General features: G+C 53.1%; 20 protein-coding genes. 18 read left to right on the top strand and 2 right to left on the bottom strand.

What is annotated here, in order from left to right:
• Positions 1 to 24: 24 nt before the first annotated feature.
• Complete coding sequence (gene igaA, locus E6P06_RS25610) at positions 25 to 2,160, bottom strand: intracellular growth attenuator protein IgaA (protein ID WP_138827993.1); 2,136 nt, start codon at positions 2,158 to 2,160, stop codon at positions 25 to 27.
• Positions 2,161 to 2,482: 322 nt separating this feature from the next.
• On the opposite strand from igaA, the gene nudE reads away from it, so the two are divergent.
• On the top strand, positions 2,483 to 3,043 hold the full coding sequence (gene nudE / locus E6P06_RS25605) for an ADP compounds hydrolase NudE (protein ID WP_003837903.1): 561 nt from the start codon (positions 2,483 to 2,485) through the stop codon (positions 3,041 to 3,043).
• Positions 3,044 to 3,098: 55 nt separating this feature from the next.
• Here nudE and mrcA read toward each other — a convergent pair whose 3' ends face one another.
• Entirely contained in the window at positions 3,099 to 5,651 is a 2,553-nt protein-coding gene (gene mrcA, locus E6P06_RS25600; RefSeq protein WP_168199056.1) for a peptidoglycan glycosyltransferase/peptidoglycan DD-transpeptidase MrcA, read from the bottom strand.
• 120 nt (positions 5,652 to 5,771) lie between these two features.
• On the opposite strand from mrcA, the gene E6P06_RS25595 reads away from it, so the two are divergent.
• The 17 genes from E6P06_RS25595 to E6P06_RS25515 all read left to right on the top strand — a co-directional run bounded on the left by E6P06_RS25595 (position 5,772) and on the right by E6P06_RS25515 (position 20,746).
• Positions 5,772 to 6,551 (top strand): hypothetical protein, encoded by a 780-nt coding sequence (locus tag E6P06_RS25595; RefSeq protein ID WP_044701416.1) that lies wholly within the window; start codon positions 5,772 to 5,774, stop codon positions 6,549 to 6,551.
• On the top strand, positions 6,551 to 7,090 hold the full coding sequence (locus E6P06_RS25590) for a PilN domain-containing protein (protein WP_139935829.1): 540 nt from the start codon (positions 6,551 to 6,553) through the stop codon (positions 7,088 to 7,090). Before E6P06_RS25595 ends, E6P06_RS25590 begins: the two co-directional genes overlap by 1 nt.
• Positions 7,074 to 7,529 carry a hypothetical protein gene (locus E6P06_RS25585; protein ID WP_044713870.1) on the top strand — a complete coding sequence of 152 codons (456 nt, stop codon included), beginning with the start codon at positions 7,074 to 7,076 and terminating at the stop codon, positions 7,527 to 7,529. The genes E6P06_RS25590 and E6P06_RS25585 overlap by 17 nt, the downstream gene beginning before the upstream one ends.
• A complete protein-coding gene (locus tag E6P06_RS25580; RefSeq protein WP_139935828.1) occupies positions 7,519 to 7,932 on the top strand; it encodes a HofP DNA utilization family protein in 414 nt (137 codons plus the stop codon). The genes E6P06_RS25585 and E6P06_RS25580 overlap by 11 nt, the downstream gene beginning before the upstream one ends.
• A complete protein-coding gene (gene hofQ / locus E6P06_RS25575) occupies positions 7,835 to 9,082 on the top strand; it encodes a DNA uptake porin HofQ (RefSeq protein WP_139935827.1) in 1,248 nt (415 codons plus the stop codon). Before E6P06_RS25580 ends, hofQ begins: the two co-directional genes overlap by 98 nt.
• Positions 9,083 to 9,486: 404 nt before the next feature.
• Positions 9,487 to 10,008: a shikimate kinase AroK gene (gene aroK, locus E6P06_RS25570; RefSeq protein ID WP_003023552.1), complete on the top strand. Its 522-nt coding sequence runs from the start codon at positions 9,487 to 9,489 to the stop codon at positions 10,006 to 10,008.
• 57 nt (positions 10,009 to 10,065) lie between these two features.
• Positions 10,066 to 11,154: a 3-dehydroquinate synthase gene (gene aroB / locus E6P06_RS25565; protein WP_003837915.1), complete on the top strand. Its 1,089-nt coding sequence runs from the start codon at positions 10,066 to 10,068 to the stop codon at positions 11,152 to 11,154.
• A gap of 96 nt (positions 11,155 to 11,250) precedes the next feature.
• Positions 11,251 to 12,552: a cell division protein DamX gene (gene damX, locus E6P06_RS25560; protein ID WP_032950383.1), complete on the top strand. Its 1,302-nt coding sequence runs from the start codon at positions 11,251 to 11,253 to the stop codon at positions 12,550 to 12,552.
• Between the two features lie 117 nt (positions 12,553 to 12,669).
• Positions 12,670 to 13,506, top strand: coding sequence for an adenine-specific DNA-methyltransferase (dam, locus tag E6P06_RS25555; protein WP_003023558.1), 837 nt, complete (start codon positions 12,670 to 12,672; stop codon positions 13,504 to 13,506).
• A 17-nt stretch (positions 13,507 to 13,523) separates the two neighbouring features.
• The gene (rpe, locus tag E6P06_RS25550; RefSeq protein WP_003023561.1) at positions 13,524 to 14,201 is read left to right on the top strand and encodes a ribulose-phosphate 3-epimerase; all 678 of its coding nucleotides are present in this window, start codon (positions 13,524 to 13,526) and stop codon (positions 14,199 to 14,201) included.
• Positions 14,194 to 14,952 carry a phosphoglycolate phosphatase gene (gph, locus tag E6P06_RS25545; RefSeq protein ID WP_003023562.1) on the top strand — a complete coding sequence of 253 codons (759 nt, stop codon included), beginning with the start codon at positions 14,194 to 14,196 and terminating at the stop codon, positions 14,950 to 14,952. The genes rpe and gph overlap by 8 nt, the downstream gene beginning before the upstream one ends.
• Positions 14,945 to 15,949, top strand: a complete 1,005-nt coding sequence (trpS, locus tag E6P06_RS25540) for a tryptophan--tRNA ligase (protein ID WP_003023564.1) — start codon at positions 14,945 to 14,947, stop codon at positions 15,947 to 15,949. The genes gph and trpS overlap by 8 nt, the downstream gene beginning before the upstream one ends.
• A 165-nt stretch (positions 15,950 to 16,114) precedes the next feature.
• Positions 16,115 to 17,020 carry a GntR family transcriptional regulator YhfZ gene (gene yhfZ, locus E6P06_RS25535; protein ID WP_032950381.1) on the top strand — a complete coding sequence of 302 codons (906 nt, stop codon included), beginning with the start codon at positions 16,115 to 16,117 and terminating at the stop codon, positions 17,018 to 17,020.
• A 15-nt stretch (positions 17,021 to 17,035) separates the two neighbouring features.
• Positions 17,036 to 17,398, top strand: coding sequence for a PRD domain-containing protein (locus E6P06_RS25530; RefSeq protein WP_139935826.1), 363 nt, complete (start codon positions 17,036 to 17,038; stop codon positions 17,396 to 17,398).
• An 83-nt stretch (positions 17,399 to 17,481) separates the two neighbouring features.
• Positions 17,482 to 18,645, top strand: a complete 1,164-nt coding sequence (locus tag E6P06_RS25525) for a YhfX family PLP-dependent enzyme (RefSeq protein ID WP_119174621.1) — start codon at positions 17,482 to 17,484, stop codon at positions 18,643 to 18,645.
• Complete coding sequence (locus E6P06_RS25520) at positions 18,645 to 19,871, top strand: phosphopentomutase (RefSeq protein WP_016151095.1); 1,227 nt, start codon at positions 18,645 to 18,647, stop codon at positions 19,869 to 19,871. The genes E6P06_RS25525 and E6P06_RS25520 overlap by 1 nt, the downstream gene beginning before the upstream one ends.
• Positions 19,868 to 20,746, top strand: a complete 879-nt coding sequence (locus E6P06_RS25515; protein WP_016151094.1) for a phosphotriesterase-related protein — start codon at positions 19,868 to 19,870, stop codon at positions 20,744 to 20,746. The genes E6P06_RS25520 and E6P06_RS25515 overlap by 4 nt, the downstream gene beginning before the upstream one ends.
• The last annotated feature ends 1 nt before the right edge of the window (position 20,747 follow it).

Below are 20,747 nucleotides of genomic sequence, written 5' to 3'. Positions count from 1 at the left end.
AGCATATCCTGTCGTGCGAGCGTGTTATCGAATCAGGCTTTCCGGGTCGTCAATCAGCGTTGGATTCAGGCAACTTTCGTAGTAGCTCTGAATTTCCGCGATGCGGGTGCGGTGACGCTGGTAGCGTCTGAATGCCTGCACGCTGTTGTAGACAGCGCATCCGAGCATGGAGAACATCAGCAGCGTCGTGCCAAGGTAGCGCCATAACCCTGAACGATCCGGGATACGGTGCAGGCCAATGTGCTGGGTGCCATTGGCGTCAGTCGAAATATTGGTGACGATCCCCTCTGCGCGAAATGGTGTCTGCATCAGCATCTGCGCCAGGCGCTGGAAGGCGTTCCACTGTTCCTGGGGAGGATAGTCATACAGCGAGGTCGTCGGCCACGGCTGATCGACCAGATCGCTGCCTTCATCGCTGATAATCAGGAAACCGCCGGGAGCAGGGCTATTCAGCGCCTGGGCCGCTCGCGCAGTCTCGCGTGAAATAAATGGTGCCGTAGAGGTATTCACCAGATTATCTAACGACTCAGCGCTTACCGGACGCAGCAGCACGTTCACCCCATCCAGTTTGCCTGCGTTCGCTCGCTTTACCAGCGCGGCCCAGTCTTTGCTGTTACCGAGGTTAACCAGCGCATTCTTTAAGCGTACACATTCATCTTTGGCTGCACACAGATCGGCCGTTTTCAGGACAATCTCACCAAAATCGTCCAGTAACACCATGCCGGACTTTTGGATTGCCGAGCGTAGCGATGCGCTGACGCGAGAGTCATCGTCAGGTTTGGGATGCAGCTGGCGGTTCACGGCCTGCGTGAGCGCAGTGGCCTTATTCACCAGATCGGATTCGGGCAGCGGTAATGTGCGTGCGTCATTCCAGATAATTTGCGAGCAATCGAAAGGCATAAACGGCGTGGTGGGCTGCGCATTCCAGCTCCCTTGGGTATGAATATTACACATACCCGTACCGCTCAGGTGCAGCGTGTCACCCACGCGAACGCCCGCGTTTTCGAGCTGTTTAACGCTGGTGGCTTCGATAGTTTGCGCGCCCTTCATCCAGGAAAGCGTGACCTTTATCGGCATATCCAGCGGGATCCAAAACAGCAGCATCAGCAGTACCAGCAACGAGCCGCCAGCGATGACGGCGTTGCGCAGCCAATGTTGCAACGGGAAATTTTTGACTTCATCGTGCAGAGATAAAAAACGCCCCTGGCGGACAACGTGGCGATCGAGATAAATATCGATATCCGTTTGCTGGCCAAGGTCTTGGGCGATGTAAGGTTGCCAGTGAGGTGGGTAGATCAGATCAATAATACCCAGCGAGATATTATTAATTTGCTCCTGGTCGTTTTCGCCAAACAACCCCCAGCGACGCGGCGTACCGCGCAGACAATGAATTTCCCGCAGGGCGGTTTTGGACGGCGGGGCGAATAATCCCCACAGACCCGCAGCTAACAGCAACACCGCGCCACCGACTGCCCATGGAACAAACGTATTCGGGATAACCAAACAGAAAAAGAACAGCAGGAATGATGCGGTTATCAGCAACGCCTCGCGCAATCCCGAAGGGCGGCTGAGCGCATATTCTTCATGGGTTTCCTGGCGAATATTCAGCAGTTCAATCTGCTCACTTTCTTCACCACGAATGGATGCCTGGGTAGAAGCGGTGTGCTGCAACGCATAGCCACGCGCTTCCTGCATATATTCCTGCAGCGTATGGCCGTTCAACGAGATAACCAGCGGTATTGTATCGGTATGGATTATCTCAACGCTGTTTTCGTCATTGATGTATTGTTCCCAGAAAGGGGGAAGGTGCACCTCAACGGAATCAAGATAGTAGCGCCATTTGTTAGGATCGTCGGTGGTGATGCCGTAACGTGTAATCGAACGAGTAAGCACGATGACGCTATTACTTTGGGCATTCAACGTTAATGAGACTGGCGCAGAACTGGCTCCAGTTGGACCAGGTACTTGCTGAATTTGACTAAGGCTTTCGAGATAGTTTTCGACGGCACTGCGTTCTTCAGGCGCGAGTTTACGTTTCGAGGCGTCTGAGAAGACGCTGCTCAAGGGTAAATTTTTCTGCCTGGATTTTGATTTGAGTAGCCATCCTGCAAGCAATGAGCAGGCCAGCAAAGCAGCTAAAAAAATCAGAATGGTGCTCATGCTTTCCCCATCTTACTTAGTCTGTCAGGCGTGGTCAGTCGCACCCTGTTCAATATTCGTGATTCTGTGGTTGGCTATCGGCAAGTGTGGAGTCGAACTTGAGCATCTTTAAGTACAGCCCAGTAAAAGCGAATCATAGCAAAATCACTAAAAATGGAATATCAGCAAATTCCTGGAGTTATTTCAACCTATTGACTTTTAATTTGAAATAGGGATTAACTTTTAGTACGTTACATAAATGTAAATAAACGGCAATTCACATTGCCGAAACCGTGCGGTATATCGCACAATAACCCCAGATTTCACAGCAAAGATCCTCACAATGAGCAAATCATTACAGAAACCCACGATTTTGAAAGTGGAAACCGTCGCCCAATCCCGGCTGTTTAAAGTCGAAAGCGTGGACCTTGAGTTCAGCAATGGCGTACGCCGCGTTTATGAACGTATGCGTCCATCCACGCGTGAAGCGGTAATGATTGTGCCGATTGTTGACGACCACATGATCCTCATCCGCGAGTACGCAGTCGGGACCGAATCTTACGAACTGGGTTTTTCCAAGGGATTAATCGATCCTGGCGAAAGCGTTTTTGAGGCGGCGAATCGGGAGCTGAAAGAAGAGGTGGGGTTTGGCGCAAAAGATCTGACGTTTTTAAAGAAACTCAGCATGGCGCCATCTTATTTCTCCAGCAAGATGAACATCGTGGTGGCAGAAGATTTATATCCTGAATCGTTGGAGGGTGATGAACCTGAGCCATTACCGCAGGTGCGCTGGCCGCTGGCGCATTTGATGGACCTGCTGGAAGATCCTGATTTTCACGAAGCGCGTAATGTCAGTGCGTTGTTCCTCGTACGCGAATGGCTGAAAGGGCAGGGGCGGCTTTAATTTCTCTGCTGCTAATACACGAACAACAAAAAAGGCGCCTAAGCGCCTTTTTTGATCAGAACAGTTCGTGCGTCTCACCATTATCGATAATGGTCGTCCCCACTTCATGCACCGCCTGTTGCGTCGGCTGAGTACCTTCAATGAAGTACTCTGCGCGGCTATTGCCACCGCTTGCCAGTTGTCCTGTGCTGCGATCGATATTGACCGTCACGATACCCGGTGGCGGCGTCAACGGCTGTTCAGGCACGCCTTCCAGCACGGACTTCATGTAGGCATCCCATGCTGGCTGCGCACTCTTCGCACCGCCTTCGTAGCCGGAGATTTGGTCTTTGATCGCGCCGGAAGCTGTCGTATGACCAAGGTTGCGGCGATGATCATCAAAGCCGATCCATACTGACGTCACCACACCTGGTCCGTAACCGGAGAACCACGCATCTTTAGAGCTGTTGGTGGTTCCGGTTTTCCCGCCGATATCATGACGCTGTAAATCGCGACCTGCGCGCCAACCGGTTCCCATCCAGCCTGGTTCACCAAATATATTGGTGTTCAGCGCGCTTTTAATCAGGAAGGCCAGCGGTGTGTTGATCACGTGCGGAGCGTATTCCTGTGTGCCGCTTTGCGCGACCAGTGCCTGGTTAGCCTGCTCAAGCTGCGGCATAGGCACGGCGGCATTCTGCTGTTCCTGCGAGACGGCGACATCTTCTACGTTACTGTTTTCCAGCACGTTAGATTTCTGGGTATCGCCGTAAATCACTGGAATATCGCATTCCGGGCAGGCAATTTTTGGCTTCGCTTCGAAGATAACGCCGCCCATATCGCTTTCGATCTTACTGATGAAATATGGATCGACCAGGAAGCCGCCGTTAGACATCACTGCGTAACCGCGCGCCACCTGCAACGGTGTGAACGAAGCCGAACCCAGCGCCAGTGACTCGGTATGCACAATGTTCTGTGCCGGGAAACCGAAACGTTGCAGATACTCTGCCGCGTAATCCACGCCCATGGCGCGCATGGCGCGTACCATCACCACGTTTTTCGACTGACCCAGCCCCTGACGTAAGCGGATAGGACCGGCGTACTGCGGCGGGGAGTTCTTCGGCTGCCAGTCGGAACCAGCACCGGCATCCCAGCGGGAGATTGGCACGTCGTTGAGCATGCTCGCCAGCGTCAGACCTTTATCCATCGCGGCGGTATACAGGAATGGCTTGATGTTAGAACCCACCTGGCGTAACGCCTGCGTTGCACGGTTAAACTTGCTCTGGTTGAAGTCAAAACCACCAACCAGTGCCAGCACCGCGCCGTTTTGCGGATTGATGGAGACCAGTGCGGAGTTGACGTCTGGCACTTGCGCCAGCCACCAGGCATCGCCCACCTGGCGTACCCAGATTTGCTGGCCGGCCTGTACCACGTCGGTCACTTTGCGCGGCGTTGGGCCTTGTTGAGTATCCGAGCGGTAAGGACGCGCCCAGCGCATGCCATCCATGCGTAATGACACTGACGTACCATCCGCCAGCGCGGCAATGGCTTCCTGCGGATTGGCACTGGTAACAACCGCCGGTAACAGCGGTCCATAAGTCGGCAGCGCTTTCAGCGTATCGGTGATTTTTTTGCTGTCCCAACTGCTTTCGCCCACTTTCCACAGCACGTTCGACGGGCCGCGGTAGCCGTGGCGCATGTCGTAATCCATCACGTTGTTGCGTACTGCCTGCTGAGCTGCCTGCTGTACTTTGCGTGTAATGGTGGTGGTGATGCGATACCCGTCTTCATAGGCTTTCTCACCATAACGGTTATACATCTCCTGGCGCACCATTTCAGACAGATATGGTGCAGAGAAAGCGATTTCCGGCGCGTGGTAGTTGGCGTCAATGGCTTCGCCGCGCGCCTGATCGTACTGGGCCTGCGTGATGTAGTTTTCGCTCAACATACGCGACAGTACAACGTTACGTCGCGCGGTTGCCCGGTCCATCGAATAGAGAGGGTTGAAGGTTGACGGCGCTTTTGGCAGACCGGCAATCACCGCAATTTCACTTAAGCTGAGTTGATCCACCGTTTTAGCGAAATAGACCTGCGCGGCAGCACCCACGCCATAGGCGCGATACCCCAGGTAAATCTTGTTCAGATACAGCTCGAGGATCTCATCTTTACTCAGCAGTTGTTCAATGCGGATCGCCAGGAACACTTCTTTGATCTTACGCATCAGCGTACGTTCCGGGCTCAGGAAGAAGTTTCTCGCCAACTGCTGGGTAATGGTACTCGCCCCTTGCGACGCGTGACCAGAGAACAATGCTACGCTGGCCGCACGGAAAATCCCCACCGGGTCTACCCCGTGGTGCTCATAAAAGCGGCTGTCTTCTGTGGCGATAAAGGCTTTAACCATTACCGGCGGCATCTGATCCAGAGTGACCGGGATTCGACGTTTCTCGCCATACTGCGCGATTAGCTCGCCGTCAGCGCTGTAAACCTGCATCGGGATCTGTAAACGCACATCTTTGAGCGTCGCGACGTCAGGTAATTGCGGCTCGATATAGCGATAAAGGCCATAAATCGAGCCTGCTCCCAGCAGGATGCAACATACTGCAAGGATTAATAAATACTTTACGAACTTCACTGGAGATTTCCCATTTAGTGGCATTTGGGCAGTTTATAAACAAACGCGCGGTAGTATAAAGGCAAGCCAGACGCATTGATATACCCGTTAAAGCGACGGGTGATAAGGAGATCATCAGCAATGGCTTTCAATATCTGGAAAATTGGTCTGCATATTCAGCAACATGAAGTGCTGGCTGTCGCTATCGTTCGCGAAGCATCAGGTTGGTATCTGCAACGCTGGTGGCGTATACCGCTGACGCCTCAGGTTATCGTCGATGGCCACATTCGCGAGCCTGAACAACTGGTCGCCGCGCTACTGTCGTGGAGCCGGGAGCTCCCTCGCCGACACCATATTCATCTCTCTTTTCCCGCCAACAGGACGTTACAAAAAAAGTTTCCTCGTCCGACAATGACGTTACGCGAGCCAGAGCAAACCGCATGGTTGTCCGGTTCGATGGCGCGTGAACTGGATATGGCGCCGGATGCACTGCATTTTGATTATAGCGAAGACACGTTGAGCCCGGCGTTTAACGTCACTGCTGCGCAAAGCAAAGAGATTTCAGCGCTTCTGACGCTTATCCAAACCCTTAAGGTGCAGGTTACGGCGATTACCCCAGACGCCAGCGCGTTACAGCGATTTATTCCCTTCCTGCCGGAGCATCACCAGTGTCTGGTATGGCGTGATGATGCCCAGTGGTTATGGGCGACCCGTTCAGCATGGGGACGTAAATCAACGGGCGATATTAGCTGTATCGAGGAGCTTGCCACGACATTATCTCTGCCCACGACAGCCATTGCGAAATGCTCCCCCGGCGGCTTCGATCCTTTAAGCGCCGTGTCTGTACGCCAGCCGCCCATTCCAACGCAAAGCCATCACTTCGCCATTGCGCTGGGACTCGCTATGGGGGGCGTGTACTGATGATAGCGACCATTAATCTTCTGCCCTGGCGTCAGGCTCGGCGTTACGCTTGCCTGCGCTTCTGGGGCATCTTATTTAGCGCTTCACTCTTGCTTAGTATTGGCGTGTTGTTGCGCTATTACAGCGCTTTGAGTGTAGAAAATCGGGCTGAATTGTTGCTGGCAGACGCCGAAAAGACGCGGGCCGAGGCCCTCATGGCGCTGAAGCCGCGTATGCAACTGCGCCAGCAACGATGGCAGCAGGTTCAGGCGCGGAACAAACAGCGTGAGCAGACCCGAAGCTGGCAGCGGGCTTTGCAAGGGCTGGCGGAATTACTGCCGGAGCATGCGTGGTTAACAAAAATGACCTGGCAGGAGGACACGCTGGAACTGACGGGAAACACACTGAACTTTGCCGCATTGAAGGCATTGGAAGCGCAATTACGCCAGTTGCCGTTGTTTATGTTGAACAGCCCTGGAGAAACGCAGCAGGATGCGCAGGGACGCTGGCAATTCCACTTTCGACTGACACGGAGCGGTGCGCATGATAACGCTCTGTGATGTCTGGTTAGCGCAGTCGCCACGCTTTCGACTCATATGCTGGTGCGGCTGGATGTTGGGGTTACTCATACTGGTGACGCTATGTCTTTACCCCTTAGCGCGGGAGCGGACTATGCAACGCGAGTCGCTGGTCCAGCAACGTGCGGCTATTCAGATGCAATGGCGAGATGTATATCTGCTGGCGGCATCACCAGCAGAGTCTGAAGAGAAACTGACCCTGTTCTCCCCGCTGCTGTTTCAGAATTCACTTACCCGTCTTATCCACTGGCAACCCTCAGCTCAGGGGGGAGAGATGGCGCTGATATCGGCCTGGGATGCTATCCCGCTGACGTTTGTCCAGTTGGCGGCTCAGGGGATGAACGTCAGCCGATTTTCGCTTAGCGCAGAAGGTACGGAGCTGCTGCTAACGCTAAAGCTGGAGCGCCTGAATGATGGTTGAGCGCTGGCTGTTGATATGCGTAAGCGTACTGATGCTTACCGGTATGCGTAATCCCTTCCTGCCGCCGGAGGACCGTTGTCAAATTGCTGAGCTGTCGACATGGCGTTTTCAGGGCATGGTGAGTCAGGGCACACGACCCATCGGCATCGTTCAGGATAGCCAGAAAAAATGGCTGCGGGTTAAGCGAAATGACGTCCTGAAAAACGGTTGGACGATTATGCAGATAACGGCCCAGAACATAACCCTCGACACAGAAAAAAACTGCGAACCGCCGCGGTGGCAGTGGCAGCGACAAGGAGCGGTAAATGAAGCGATGGATAGCGTTGATAGTAATGGCACTGGCGGTCGGGATAACGAGCGCGCTGGCGACGAAACCGCAAAACGTGACGCTGGTGGTCGATGATGTGCCGGTTACGCAGGTATTGCAGGCGCTGGCTGAACAGGAACAAAAAAACCTGGTGGTTTCGCCGGATGTCAGCGGTGTGCTGTCGCTGCATTTGACGGATGTCCCCTGGAAGCAGGCATTGCAGACGGTGGTAAAAAGTGCCGGGCTGGTATTACGTCAGGAAGGCAACGTCCTGCATGTGCATTCTGTTCAATGGCAGAGTGAAAATGCGGCTCGTCAGGAAAACGAGCAGGCGCGGATTCAGGCTAGTCTTCCGCTGGAACATCGCAGCATCATTTTGCACTATGCTGATGCCACCGAGCTGGTAAAAGCCGGAGTAAAGCTGCTCAGTGCCAAAGGAAGCATGACGGTGGATAAACGAACCAACCGCTTACTGCTGCGTGACAATCGTGTTGTTCTCGACACCCTAGAAACGTGGGTAGCGCAAATGGATTTGCCAGTTGCCCAGGTTGAACTGGCGGCGCATATCGTCACCATTAATGAAAAAAGTTTGCGTGAGCTGGGGGTGAAGTGGTCACTGGCTGACGCACAACAACCGGGGGCGGTTGGGAATGTCACAACGCTTGCCAGCGATCTCTCTGTAGCCACCGCCACATCCCGTGTGGGATTTAACATTGGCCGTATTAACGGTCGTTTACTGGAACTGGAGTTGTCTGCGCTGGAGCAAAAACAGCAACTGGATATCATTGCCAGTCCACGATTACTGGCATCTCACCTGCAACCTGCCAGTATTAAGCAGGGCAGTGAGATCCCTTATCAGGTCTCCAGCGGTGAAAACGGTGCGACATCCGTCGAGTTCAAGGAAGCGGTACTGGGGATGGAGGTGACGCCAACGGTGTTGCAGAAAGGGAGAATCAGGCTGAAACTGCATATCAGCCAGAATGTTCCGGGACAGGTTCTACAACAGGCAGATGGCGAAGTGCTGGCTATCGACAAGCAAGAGATTGAAACGCAGGTCGAGGTAAGAAGCGGCGAGACGATTGCGTTTGGCGGGATTTTTTCACATAAGAATAAATCCGCAGCCGACAGCGTGCCGCTATTAGGCGACATTCCCTGGCTTGGCTCTCTTTTTCGCCATGATGGTAAAGAAGATGAACGGCGCGAGTTAGTGGTCTTTATTACGCCCAGGCTGGTTTCAACGGAATAACTTATGCATGAAAAGCCGTTGTTTTTGCACTGAACACGTTTCAGGGATTTGACGTGAGGGTGTATTTAGCATACAAGGAGTACCGATTTGAGCGTCGGTACTTTTCTTTACTTATGCGGCAGTGAATACGCTTTGCCTTTCCGGTGGTGTGCCATAGGCTTATTGGGTGTCATTTGGCTGCGCGATACGTCGCCAGGTCTGATGTTTGCAGGGTAGCATGCCTGCCACGACCAGAAATGCGTTAGGTTTGGTGATTTATTCAGTTGCCAAACCCGCTTGAGTATTGAGATAATTTTCAGTCTGACTCTCGCAATATCTTATGAGGTTTCAGTTCATGTCCTGCTGCGCTGGGTGTCTGCGAAGCGGGTTTACCATTAACGAATAGTCTTAGTAGTACCGAAAAAATGGCAGAGAAACGCAATATCTTTCTGGTTGGGCCTATGGGTGCCGGAAAAAGCACTATTGGGCGCCAGTTAGCTCAACAACTCAATATGGAATTTTACGATTCTGATCAAGAGATTGAGAAACGAACCGGAGCTGATGTGGGCTGGGTCTTCGATGTAGAAGGTGAAGACGGCTTCCGTGATCGCGAAGAAAAAGTCATCAACGAGTTGACGGAAAAACAGGGTATTGTGCTGGCAACTGGCGGTGGCTCTGTAAAATCACGTGAAACACGTAACCGTCTTTCCGCGCGTGGCGTCGTGGTCTATCTTGAAACGACAATTGAAAAACAACTTGCGCGTACTCAACGTGACAAGAAACGCCCGTTGCTGCAGGTAGAATCACCGCCTCGTGAAGTTCTGGAAGCGTTGGCTGACGAACGCAATCCTCTGTACGAAGAGATTGCTGACGTGACCATTCGCACCGACGATCAGAGCGCAAAAGTCGTAGCAAACCAGATTATTCATATGTTGGAAAGCAACTAATTCTGGCTGAATACACACTCGTCTGCGGGTACAAGTAACTAAGGTGGATGTCGCGTAATGGAGAGGATCACAGTCACTCTCGGGGAACGTAGTTACCCTATCACCATCGCGGCTGGTTTGTTCAATGAGCCAGCTTCATTCTTACCGCTGAAATCGGGCGATCAGGTTATGTTGGTGACCAACGAAACCCTGGCCCCCCTTTATCTCGATAAGGTTCGCGGCGTACTTGAACAGGCGGGTGTTAACGTTGATAGCGTTATCCTTCCCGATGGCGAGCAGCATAAAAGCCTGACGGTTCTGGATACGGTTTTCACCGCGTTACTGCAAAAACCGCACGGTCGTGATACCACGTTAGTTGCCCTTGGCGGCGGCGTGATTGGCGATCTGACCGGTTTTGCGGCAGCCAGCTATCAACGTGGTGTTCGTTTTATTCAAGTCCCGACAACCCTGTTGTCGCAGGTCGACTCCTCCGTTGGCGGCAAAACCGCCGTAAACCATCCCCTCGGTAAAAACATGATTGGCGCGTTTTACCAACCGGCCTCCGTGGTGGTGGATCTCGATTGTCTGAAAACGCTTCCTGCGCGTGAGCTGGCATCGGGGCTGGCGGAAGTGATCAAATACGGCATCATTCTTGACGGTGAATTTTTCAGCTGGCTGGAAGACAATCTGGATGCGTTGTTGCGTCTGGACGGTCCGGCGATGGCGTACTGTATTCGTCGTTGTTGTGAGCTGAAAGCAGAAGTTGTCGCAGCAGACGAGCGCGAAATGGGCTTACGTGCTTTACTGAATCTGGGGCACACGTTTGGCCATGCGATCGAAGCTGAAATGGGTTATGGCAATTGGTTACATGGTGAAGCAGTTGCAGCAGGTATGGTAATGGCTGCCCGTACGTCTGAACGTTTGGGTCAGTTCACCTCCGCTGATACGCAGCGCATCATTACGCTGTTACAGCGAGCAGGCTTACCGGTGAACGGGCCGCGTGAAATGTCCACTGAGGCTTATCTGCCGCACATGCTGCGAGATAAAAAAGTGTTAGCGGGAGAGATTCGTTTGGTGCTTCCGCGAGCGATAGGGAAGAGTGAAGTGCGCGGCGGAGTGTCGCACGAGGTGGTTCTTAACGCTATTGCTGATTGCCAGCAGGCGTAACAACAAGAAAGGTCAGGCTTACGTTGCGAAACGTAGGTCTTTTAGCTTCAGGTTATGTGCAAAGTCGTAAGCATTAACCTTTGAGTGGGGTGTTAAATGGATGAATTCAAACCAGAAGACGAGCTGAAACCCGATCCCAGCGATCGTCGTACTGGTCGTTCTCGTCAATCGTCTGAACGCGATAATGAGCCGCAAATCAATTTTGATGATGTTGATCTGGATGCTGACGATCGCCGTCCTGCGCGCGCACGCAAAGAGCGTGATGAAGAGCAGGACATTGAAGAAGAGTATGAATCTGATGACGATACCGTGGATGAAGAGCGTGTAGAACGTCGTCCGCGCAAGCGTAAGAAAGCCGCCAGCAAGCCTGCCTCCCGCCAGTATATGATGATGGGTGTGGGTGTTCTGGTACTGCTGCTGCTGATTATCGGTATTGGTTCTGCGCTGAAAGCCCCCTCATCTTCTTCCAATGAGCAGGCAGCATCTGGTGAGAAGAGCATCGATCTCTCTGGCAGCAATGCAACGGATCAGGCGAGTGCAACGACACCTGCAACGGGCGCAGAGCAGACTGCTGGCAATACCCAGCAGGATGTCTCCCTGCCACCGATTTCCTCTACCCCGACTCAAGGTCAGACACCTGCGGCAACTGAAGGGCAGCAGCGTGTTGAAGTGCAGGGCGATTTGAACAACGCTCTGACACAACCGCAAGGCCAGGAGCAAGTTAACAACGCTGTGGTTAACTCTACGCTGCCGACCGAACCTGCGACCGTTGCGCCGATGCGTAATGGTAATGCTGCGCGCCAGACTGCGAAAACGGAAACGACTGAACGTCCTGCGGCTACGCATCAGGAACGTAAACAGGCCGTAATTGAGCCGAAGAGCAAACCGCAAACTACGGTGAAAGCGACGCCGACAGAGCCGAAACCTGTTGCCCAGGCAAAACCAACCGCAACTGCGCCGACTACCACAACCAAAGCGCCTGTGGTAACCGCTACGCCGAAAGCGACCGTTGAGCCGAAAGCAACCACGACGGCGCCAGCACAGACCGCAACGCCTGCGCCAACGGCGACAGCAACAACGACAACACCTGTTGCTGGCGGAGCGAAAAGTGCAGGTAACGTTGGAGCGTTAAAATCTGCGCCGTCCAGCCATTACACGCTGCAGCTCAGCAGTTCTTCTAACTACGACAACCTGAACGGTTGGGCGAAGAAAGAAAACCTGAAGAACTATGTGGTGTACCAGACAACGCGTAACGGTCAACCGTGGTATGTTCTGGTAACAGGCGTGTATGCGTCTAAAGAAGATGCGAAACGTGCAGTGTCTACGTTACCCGCTGATATTCAGGCGAAAAACCCGTGGGCAAAACCGCTGCACCAGGTTCAGGCCGATTTGAAATAAGATAGGATATGTTCTGCAATGGTTTGCTGTTTCGCCCAATTGCGGGACAAAGACTAAAGCGCAGGATGCTGTCGGAGCTTTCTCCACAGCCGGAGAAGGTGTAATTAGTTAGTCAGCATGAAAAAAAATCGCGCTTTTTTAAAATGGGCAGGGGGGAAATACCCCCTGCTTGATGATATTAAACGGCATTTACCTCAGGGTGAGTGCCTGATTGAACCTTTCGTGGGTGCCGGGTCGGTGTTTCTCAACACCGACTTTTCTCGTTATATTCTTGCCGATATCAACAGCGACCTTATCAGTCTCTATAACATCGTGAAGACGCGTACCGATGAGTATGTGCAGGCTTCTCGTGAGCTGTTTATGCCTGAAACCAATCAGGCTGAGGTGTACTATCGGTTCAGAGAAGAATTTAATGCCAGCCAGGACCCGTTCCGCAGAGCAGTGCTGTTCTTGTATCTGAACCGCTTTGGTTACAACGGATTATGCCGTTATAACCTGCGCGGCGAGTTTAACGTCCCGTTTGGGCGTTATAAAAAACCTTACTTCCCGGAAGCCGAGTTGTACCATTTTGCTGAGAAAGCGCAGAATGCGGAGTTCCATTGCCTCTCCTATGAAGAGTGCATGGACCGTGCGGATAGCAACTCTGTGGTCTATTGTGACCCGCCTTATGCACCACTTTCGGCGACGGCAAATTTTACTGCGTATCACACCAACAGCTTTAGCCCGAAAGAGCAGGCGCATTTGGCCGAGATGGCAGAAAAGCTGGTCAGTAAGCAGATCCCAGTGTTAATTTCGAACCACGATACGCCCGATACCCGTGAATGGTACCGAGCGGCGAAACATTTTCAGGTCAAAGTGCGGCGCAGCATAAGCAGCAATGGCGGCACGCGTAAAAAGGTGAACGAACTGCTGGCACTGTATAAACCAGGAGTTGTAACGCCTGCGAAGAAATAAATCTCAAGGAGAAGCGGATGAAACAGTATTTGATCGCCCCCTCAATTCTGTCGGCTGATTTTGCCCGCCTGGGTGAGGACACTGCGAGAGCGCTGACTGCCGGTGCCGACGTTGTGCACTTCGACGTCATGGACAATCACTACGTACCGAACTTGACCATCGGACCGATGGTGCTGAAATCGCTGCGTAAATATGGCATCACTGCCCCGATTGATGTTCACCTGATGGTGAAACCGGTCGATCGTATTGTCCCGGACTTCGCCGCCGCCGGTGCCAGCATCATTACTTTTCACCCGGAAGCCTCCGAGCATGTCGATCGCACTTTACAGCTGATCAAAGAACATGGCTGTAAAGCGGGCCTGGTGTTCAACCCGGCAACGCCGCTGAGCTATCTGGACTACGTCATGGATAAGCTCGATGTGATCCTGCTGATGTCCGTTAACCCAGGCTTTGGCGGGCAGTCCTTCATCCCACAAACGCTGGATAAGCTGCGCGAAGTGCGTCGTCGCATTGATGAATCTGGCTACGATATCCGCCTCGAAGTGGACGGCGGTGTCAAAGTGAACAACATTGGCGAAATAGCTGCTGCAGGCGCAGATATGTTTGTCGCAGGCTCCGCGATTTTCGACCAACCAGACTACAAAAAAGTCATTGATGAAATGCGCAATGAACTGGCGAAGGTAAGTCATGGATAAGTTTCAGGATATTCGGGGCGCTGCATTTGACCTCGACGGCACGCTGGTCGACAGCGCGCCGGGATTAGCCGCAGCGGTGGATATGGCGCTGTATGCGCTGGAATTGCCGGTTGCCGGAGAAGAACGCGTTATCACCTGGATTGGCAACGGTGCAGATGTACTGATGGAGCGCGCGCTGGCGTGGTCTCGTCAGGAGCGCGCGACATTACGTAAAACGATGGGTAAACCGCCCGTTGATGATGATATTCCCGCTGAGGAACAGGTACGTATTTTGCGTAAGCTGTTCGACAGATACTACGGTGATGTCGCAGAAGAGGGGACATTCCTGTTCCCTGATGTTGCCGACACGCTGGGCGCGCTGCATGCGAAAGGATTGCCGCTGGGTCTGGTAACCAACAAACCGACCCCGTTTGTCGCGCCATTACTCGAAGCATTAGATATCGCCAAATACTTTAGCGTGGTCATCGGTGGTGACGACGTGCAGAATAAAAAACCGCATCCGGATCCGCTGCTGCTGGTGGCAAACAAGCTTGGCATCAAGCCTGAGCAAATGCTCTTCGTAGGGGATTCACGCAATGATATTCAGGCGGCAAAAGCTGCTGGCTGTCCGTCCGTTGGCCTGACCTATGGCTACAACTACGGTGAGTCGATCGCGCTGAGCCAACCCGACGTTATTTACGACCGTATTAATGAACTACTGCCCGCTCTCGGGCTTCCGCATAGCGAAAATCAGGAATCAAAAAATGACTAAGCCCATCGTTTTTAGTGGCGCACAGCCCTCAGGTGAATTGACCATTGGCAACTATATGGGTGCGCTGCGTCAGTGGGTGAGCATGCAGGATGACTACCATTGCATCTACTGCATCGTTGACCAACATGCCATCACCGTTCGTCAGGATGCTCAGCAGTTGCGTAAAGCAACGCTCGATACGCTGGCGCTGTACCTGGCATGCGGTATCGATCCTGAAAAAAGTACAATTTTCGTGCAGTCTCACGTACCGGAGCATGCACAGTTAGGTTGGGCACTGAACTGCTACACCTACTTCGGCGAGCTGAGCCGTATGACCCAGTTCAAAGATAAATCCGCACGCTATGCGGAAAACATCAACGCCGGCCTGTTTGATTATCCGGTACTGATGGCGGCAGACATTCTGCTGTATCAGACCAACCAGGTACCGGTTGGCGAAGATCAGAAACAGCATCTGGAACTGAGCCGCGATATCGCCCAGCGCTTCAACGCCCTGTATGGCGAGATCTTCAAAGTGCCTGAGCCGTTCATTCCTAAATCCGGCGCGCGCGTGATGTCGCTGCTGGAGCCGACGAAGAAAATGTCCAAGTCGGATGACAACCGCAACAACGTGATCGGCCTGCTGGAAGATCCGAAATCTGTGGTTAAGAAAATCAAACGCGCGATGACCGACTCTGAAGAGCCGCCTGTTGTACGCTACGACGTGCAGAACAAAGCGGGCGTTTCCAACCTGCTGGATATCCTCTCTGCGGTCACCGGCCAGAGCATTCCGGAGCTGGAACAGCACTTCGAAGGCAAAATGTATGGTCATCTGAAAGGTGAAGTCGCAGAGGCCGTTTCCGGTATGCTGACCGAGCTTCAGGAGCGTTATCACCGTTTCCGTAACGATGAAGCTTTCCTGCAGAAAGTGATGAAAGACGGTGCGGAAAAAGCCAGCGCACGTGCTTCTGTTACGCTTAAAGCCGTTTACGAAGCGATTGGTTTTGTCGCCAAGCCGTAATGCGCTCTGTGTTGTTGAAGAAACCGGGTTACGCCCGGTTTTTTTTCGCCTGTTGGTTTGTGAACCTCAAAAAATGTGAAGCGCCTCGCCGTTTGCATATTTCCTCATTGCGTTATATCTTCACTTTAATGAAGATATAAATATTCAATTTACTGAAAATATAAAATGCGTCGGACATTTATCAAGAAAGAGGGGGTTGTGCTGACAACCCTGGCCCGTTATCTGCTCGGTGAGAAGTGCGGTAACAGATTGAAAACTATTGATGAACTGGCAGCCGAGTGTCACTCATCGGTAGGGTTAACTCAGGCTGCGTTGAAAACGCTGGAATCCTCTGGGGCAATCCGTATTGAGCGTCGTGGGCGTAACGGTAGCTATCTGGTGGATATGGATAACCGTACGCTGCTAAAGCATGTGGATATTAATAACGTGGTCTGTGCGATGCCGCTGCCTTACACCCGTTTATATGAAGGGCTGGCGAGTGGGCTGAAAGCGCAGTTCGATGGGATCCCGTTTTATTACGCACACATGCGTGGGGCTGATATTCGCGTGGAATGCCTGCTAAACGGCGTCTACGACATGGCGGTGGTTTCTCGTCTGGCGGCGGAAAGTTACCTTGCTCAGGACGGGCTGCGCATCACGTTGGCGCTGGGACCGCATACCTACGTTGGCGAGCATCAGCTAATTTGTCGCAAGGGCGAATCTGCAGTTGTAAAACGTGTCGGGCTCGATAACCGTTCGGCGGATCAGAAAATCATGACCGAGGCCTGTTTTGGCAACCGTGACGTTGAATTGATCGATATGCCTTATCACGAAAGCTTGCAGCGCATCGCGAAAGGGGATGTGGATGCGGTTATCTGGAACGTGGTTGCCGAGGCCGAGCTGGCGGTACTGGGGTTAGAAACCACGCCGCTCACCAACGATCCGCGATTTCTGCAGGCCACGGAGGCCGTGGTACTTACCCGCGCAGAGGATTATGCGATGCAGCAGCTACTGCGCGCCGTTGTTAACAAAGAGGCGCTGCTTGCCCACCAACAACGAGTGGCGAACGGTGAACAGGAACCCAGTTATTAAGTGAAGGCAAACGACATGGAAAACAGGCTTAACCTGCTGTGTGAAGCAGGCGTTATCGACAAGGATATTTGTAGCGGCATGCTGCAAGTGGTCAGGCGGTTGGATGAAGAGTGGCGTTTGCCGATTCACAGCGAGCAAGGAACCATGGCGATGACCCATATGGCGAGTGCGTTAATGCGCAGTCGCCAGTGCGAAGTGATTGAAGCGCTGGATGGTGAGTTGCTGGAGGAGTTGGCGCAATCTCATCTCTGGCCAACTATTTTGCTGGTACATCAGGCGCTGATGAAAGAGTTTACGGTGGCGCTGCACGCGAATGAAGAAGGCTATATGTTGGCGAACTTGTATGGATTGTGGATGGCGGCGAACGAAGGTGTCTGAAATCACTGGGAAATGAGCTTATTGCATCTTAAATATTCAAAAAAATGAATATTTAACTGAAGGATTAGAAACGAGGCAGAGAAATGTTTATAGACGCATTGAAACGCCAGAACCCCGCGCTAATCTCCGCCGCTATCGCGTTATGGCAGCAGGGAAAGATCGCCCCTGACAGTTGGGTCATTGATGTTGACCAGGTCATTGAAAATGGCAAACGTCTGCTGGATGTCGCGAGGCAGCATGGTATCTCGCTGTATCTGATGACCAAACAGGTTGGACGTAACCCGTGGCTGGCGGAGAAACTGTTGCAGCTTGGCTATGAAGGCATCGTGGTTGTCGATTACAAGGAGAGTCGCGTCATGCGCCGTGCCGGGTTGCCGGTTGCGCATCAGGGACATCTGGTGCAGATCCCGTCGCGGCTGGTCAATGAAGCTGTAGCGCAAGGTACTGAAGTCATCACATTGTTCTCACTGGAGAAAGCGCGCGAAGTTTCCGCTGCTGCGGTGAAGGCCGGTTGTGAACAGAATGTGATGCTGAAGGTGTACGACAAAGATGATTTTCTCTACCCGGGGCAGGAAAGCGGATTTCCGCTGATGTATCTGACGGATGTGGTCAATGAAATCCGCAGGCTGCCGGGCCTGCGCCTGAGCGGCCTCACCCATTTCCCCTGCTTGTTATGGGATGAAAACTCCGCGCAGACGATGCCGACGCCTAATCTGCATACGCTGGTAAATGCCCGACGTCAGTTGGTTGAGGCCGGGATTGCCATTGAGCAGCTTAATGCGCCGTCAGCCAGTAGCTGTTCGTCACTCCCCCTGCTGGCGGAATATGGCGTCACCCATGCGGAGCCGGGTCATGCGTTGACCGGCACCATTCCTTCCAATCAAAAAGGCGACCAGCCGGAACGCATTGCGATGCTGTGGTTGAGCGAGATATCGCACAATTTTCGCGGAGACAGTTATTGCTACGGCGGGGGCTATTATCGTCGCGGCCATGCGCAAAATGCGCTGGTCTTTACGCCAGAAAATGACGCGCCGATCGCAGCGAAGCTAAAACCCGTGGACGACAGCAGCATTGACTACTACCTGCCTGTGGCCGGTGAGTTTCCGGTGAGCAGCGCGGTGATCTTCTGTTTTCGCACCCAGATCTTCGTGACGCGTAGCGACGTGGTGCTGGTGTCGGGCATTCAGCGCGGCGTAGCTGAAATCGTCGCGCGATACGACAGTCTCGGCAATATTCTGGAGGACTAATGGCCCGATTTGTGGTGTTGGTAATCGACAGTTTTGGCGTTGGCGCAATGAAAGACGTCACGCGGGTCAGACCGCAGGATGCCGGAGCGAATACCTGTGGTCATATCCTGGGCGAACTCCCGCAGTTACGGCTGCCAACGCTTGAGAAGTTGGGGCTGATTAACGCTCTGGGCTTTGCGCCGGGCGTGATGAAACCTTCGGAATCGGCAGTCTGGGGCGTTGCGGAGCTGCAGCATGAAGGGGGAGATACCTTTATGGGCCATCAGGAGATTTTAGGCACACGGCCTCAGGCACCGCTGCGGATGCCATTTAGCGACGTTATTGATCGCGTTGAGCAAGCGCTGAAAGTCGCGGGCTGGCAGGTGGAACGCCGCGGCGGTGACCTGTCGTTTCTTTGGATCAACGATGCGGTTGCAGTGGGCGATAACCTAGAGGCGGATTTAGGTCAGGTCTACAACGTCACAGCCAACCTGTCCGCTATTGCGTTTGATGAGGTGCTAAAGATTGGCCGCGTAGTGCGTGAACAGGTTCAGGTCGGGCGCGTCATCACCTTTGGCGGCCAGCTTGCGAACAGCCAGCGCATTCTGGATGCCGCCGAAACGATGGAAGGGCGCTTTGTCGGCATTAATGCCCCACGCTCCGGCGCGTATGAAAGCGGTTTTCAGGTCAGGCATATGGGCTATGGCGTAGATGAGCAGGTACAGGTACCGCAAAAACTGCATGACGCCGGAATCCCTACCGTGCTGGTCGGTAAAGTGGCGGACATCGTTGGCAATCCGCACGGGCGCAGCTGGCAAAACCTGGTGGATAGCCAGCAGATTATGGATATCACGCTTAACGAATTTAACGCGGAATCGACGGTATTTATCTGTACCAACATTCAGGAAACCGATCTCGCCGGACACGCTGAAGACGTCGCACGTTATGCCGAACGGCTGCAGCTTGTTGATCTTAATCTTTCACGCCTTCTGACCGCTATGGAGCCAAATGACTGTCTGGTGGTCATGGCCGATCACGGCAACGATCCGACCATAGGGCACAGCCACCATACCCGGGAAGTTGTGCCGGTATTGGTGTATCAACAGGGGCTTGAGCCTGCGCAATTAGGCATCCGGGCGACGTTATCCGATGTTGGCGCTACGGTGTGTGAATTTTTCGGCGCGGCGGCGCCACAAAACGGCTGTTCTTTTCTCTCGGCATTGCGCCTTACAGGAGACACCTTATGAACTTTGATCCGACGGGCTACACCTGGGTCCACGAACATCTGCATATCGATCTCTCCGGATTTAAGAATAACCTCGACTGCCGGTTAGATCAGTACGATCTCATTTGTCAGGAAATGAAGGATCTCCGGGCGTCAGGCGTCAGCAACATTATTGAGATGACCAACCGCTATATGGGACGTAATCCGCAATTCATGCTCGACCTGATGCGCGATACCGGAATCAACGTCGTGGCCTGCACAGGCTATTACCAGGATGCGTTCTTCCCTGAACATGTTGCGGCGCACAGCGTGGAACAGCTCGCGCAGGAGATGGTCGATGAGATAGTCATCGGTATTGATGGTACTGAATTGAAGGCCGGAATTATCGCGGAAATTGGCTCTAGTGAAGGCGTGATTACGCCGCTTGAAGAGAAGGTGTTTATCGCCGCGGCACGGGCACACATCGAAACCGGACGCCCCATCTCAACCCATACCTCTTTTAGCACGATGGGAGTGGAACAGCTGGTGTTGCTACAGGCGCACGGCGTCGACCTTTCCCGCGTAACCGTTGGTCACTGCGACCTGAAAGATAATCTCGACAATATCTTACGCATGATCGAGCTCGGCGCGTATGTGCAATTCGATACCATCGGAAAAAACAACTATTACCCGGACGAGAAACGCATCGCCATGCTGCACGCGATACGCGATCGTGGACTGCTTAGCCACGTCATGCTCTCTATGGACATTACCCGCCGCTCGCATTTAAAAGCCAATGGCGGCAATGGCTACGACTATCTGTTAACCACCTTTATCCCACAGCTGCGCCAGTCAGGATTCAGTCAGGCCGATGTGGACACGATGTTACGTGATAACCCCTCAAAATTTTTCCAATAAG

It is taken from the genome of Citrobacter sp. CF971, from assembly GCF_006385635.1.
In the GTDB taxonomy this organism is placed as follows: Bacteria; Pseudomonadota; Gammaproteobacteria; order Enterobacterales; family Enterobacteriaceae; genus Citrobacter; species Citrobacter freundii.
This window is presented reverse-complemented; position numbering and strand designations above follow the sequence as displayed.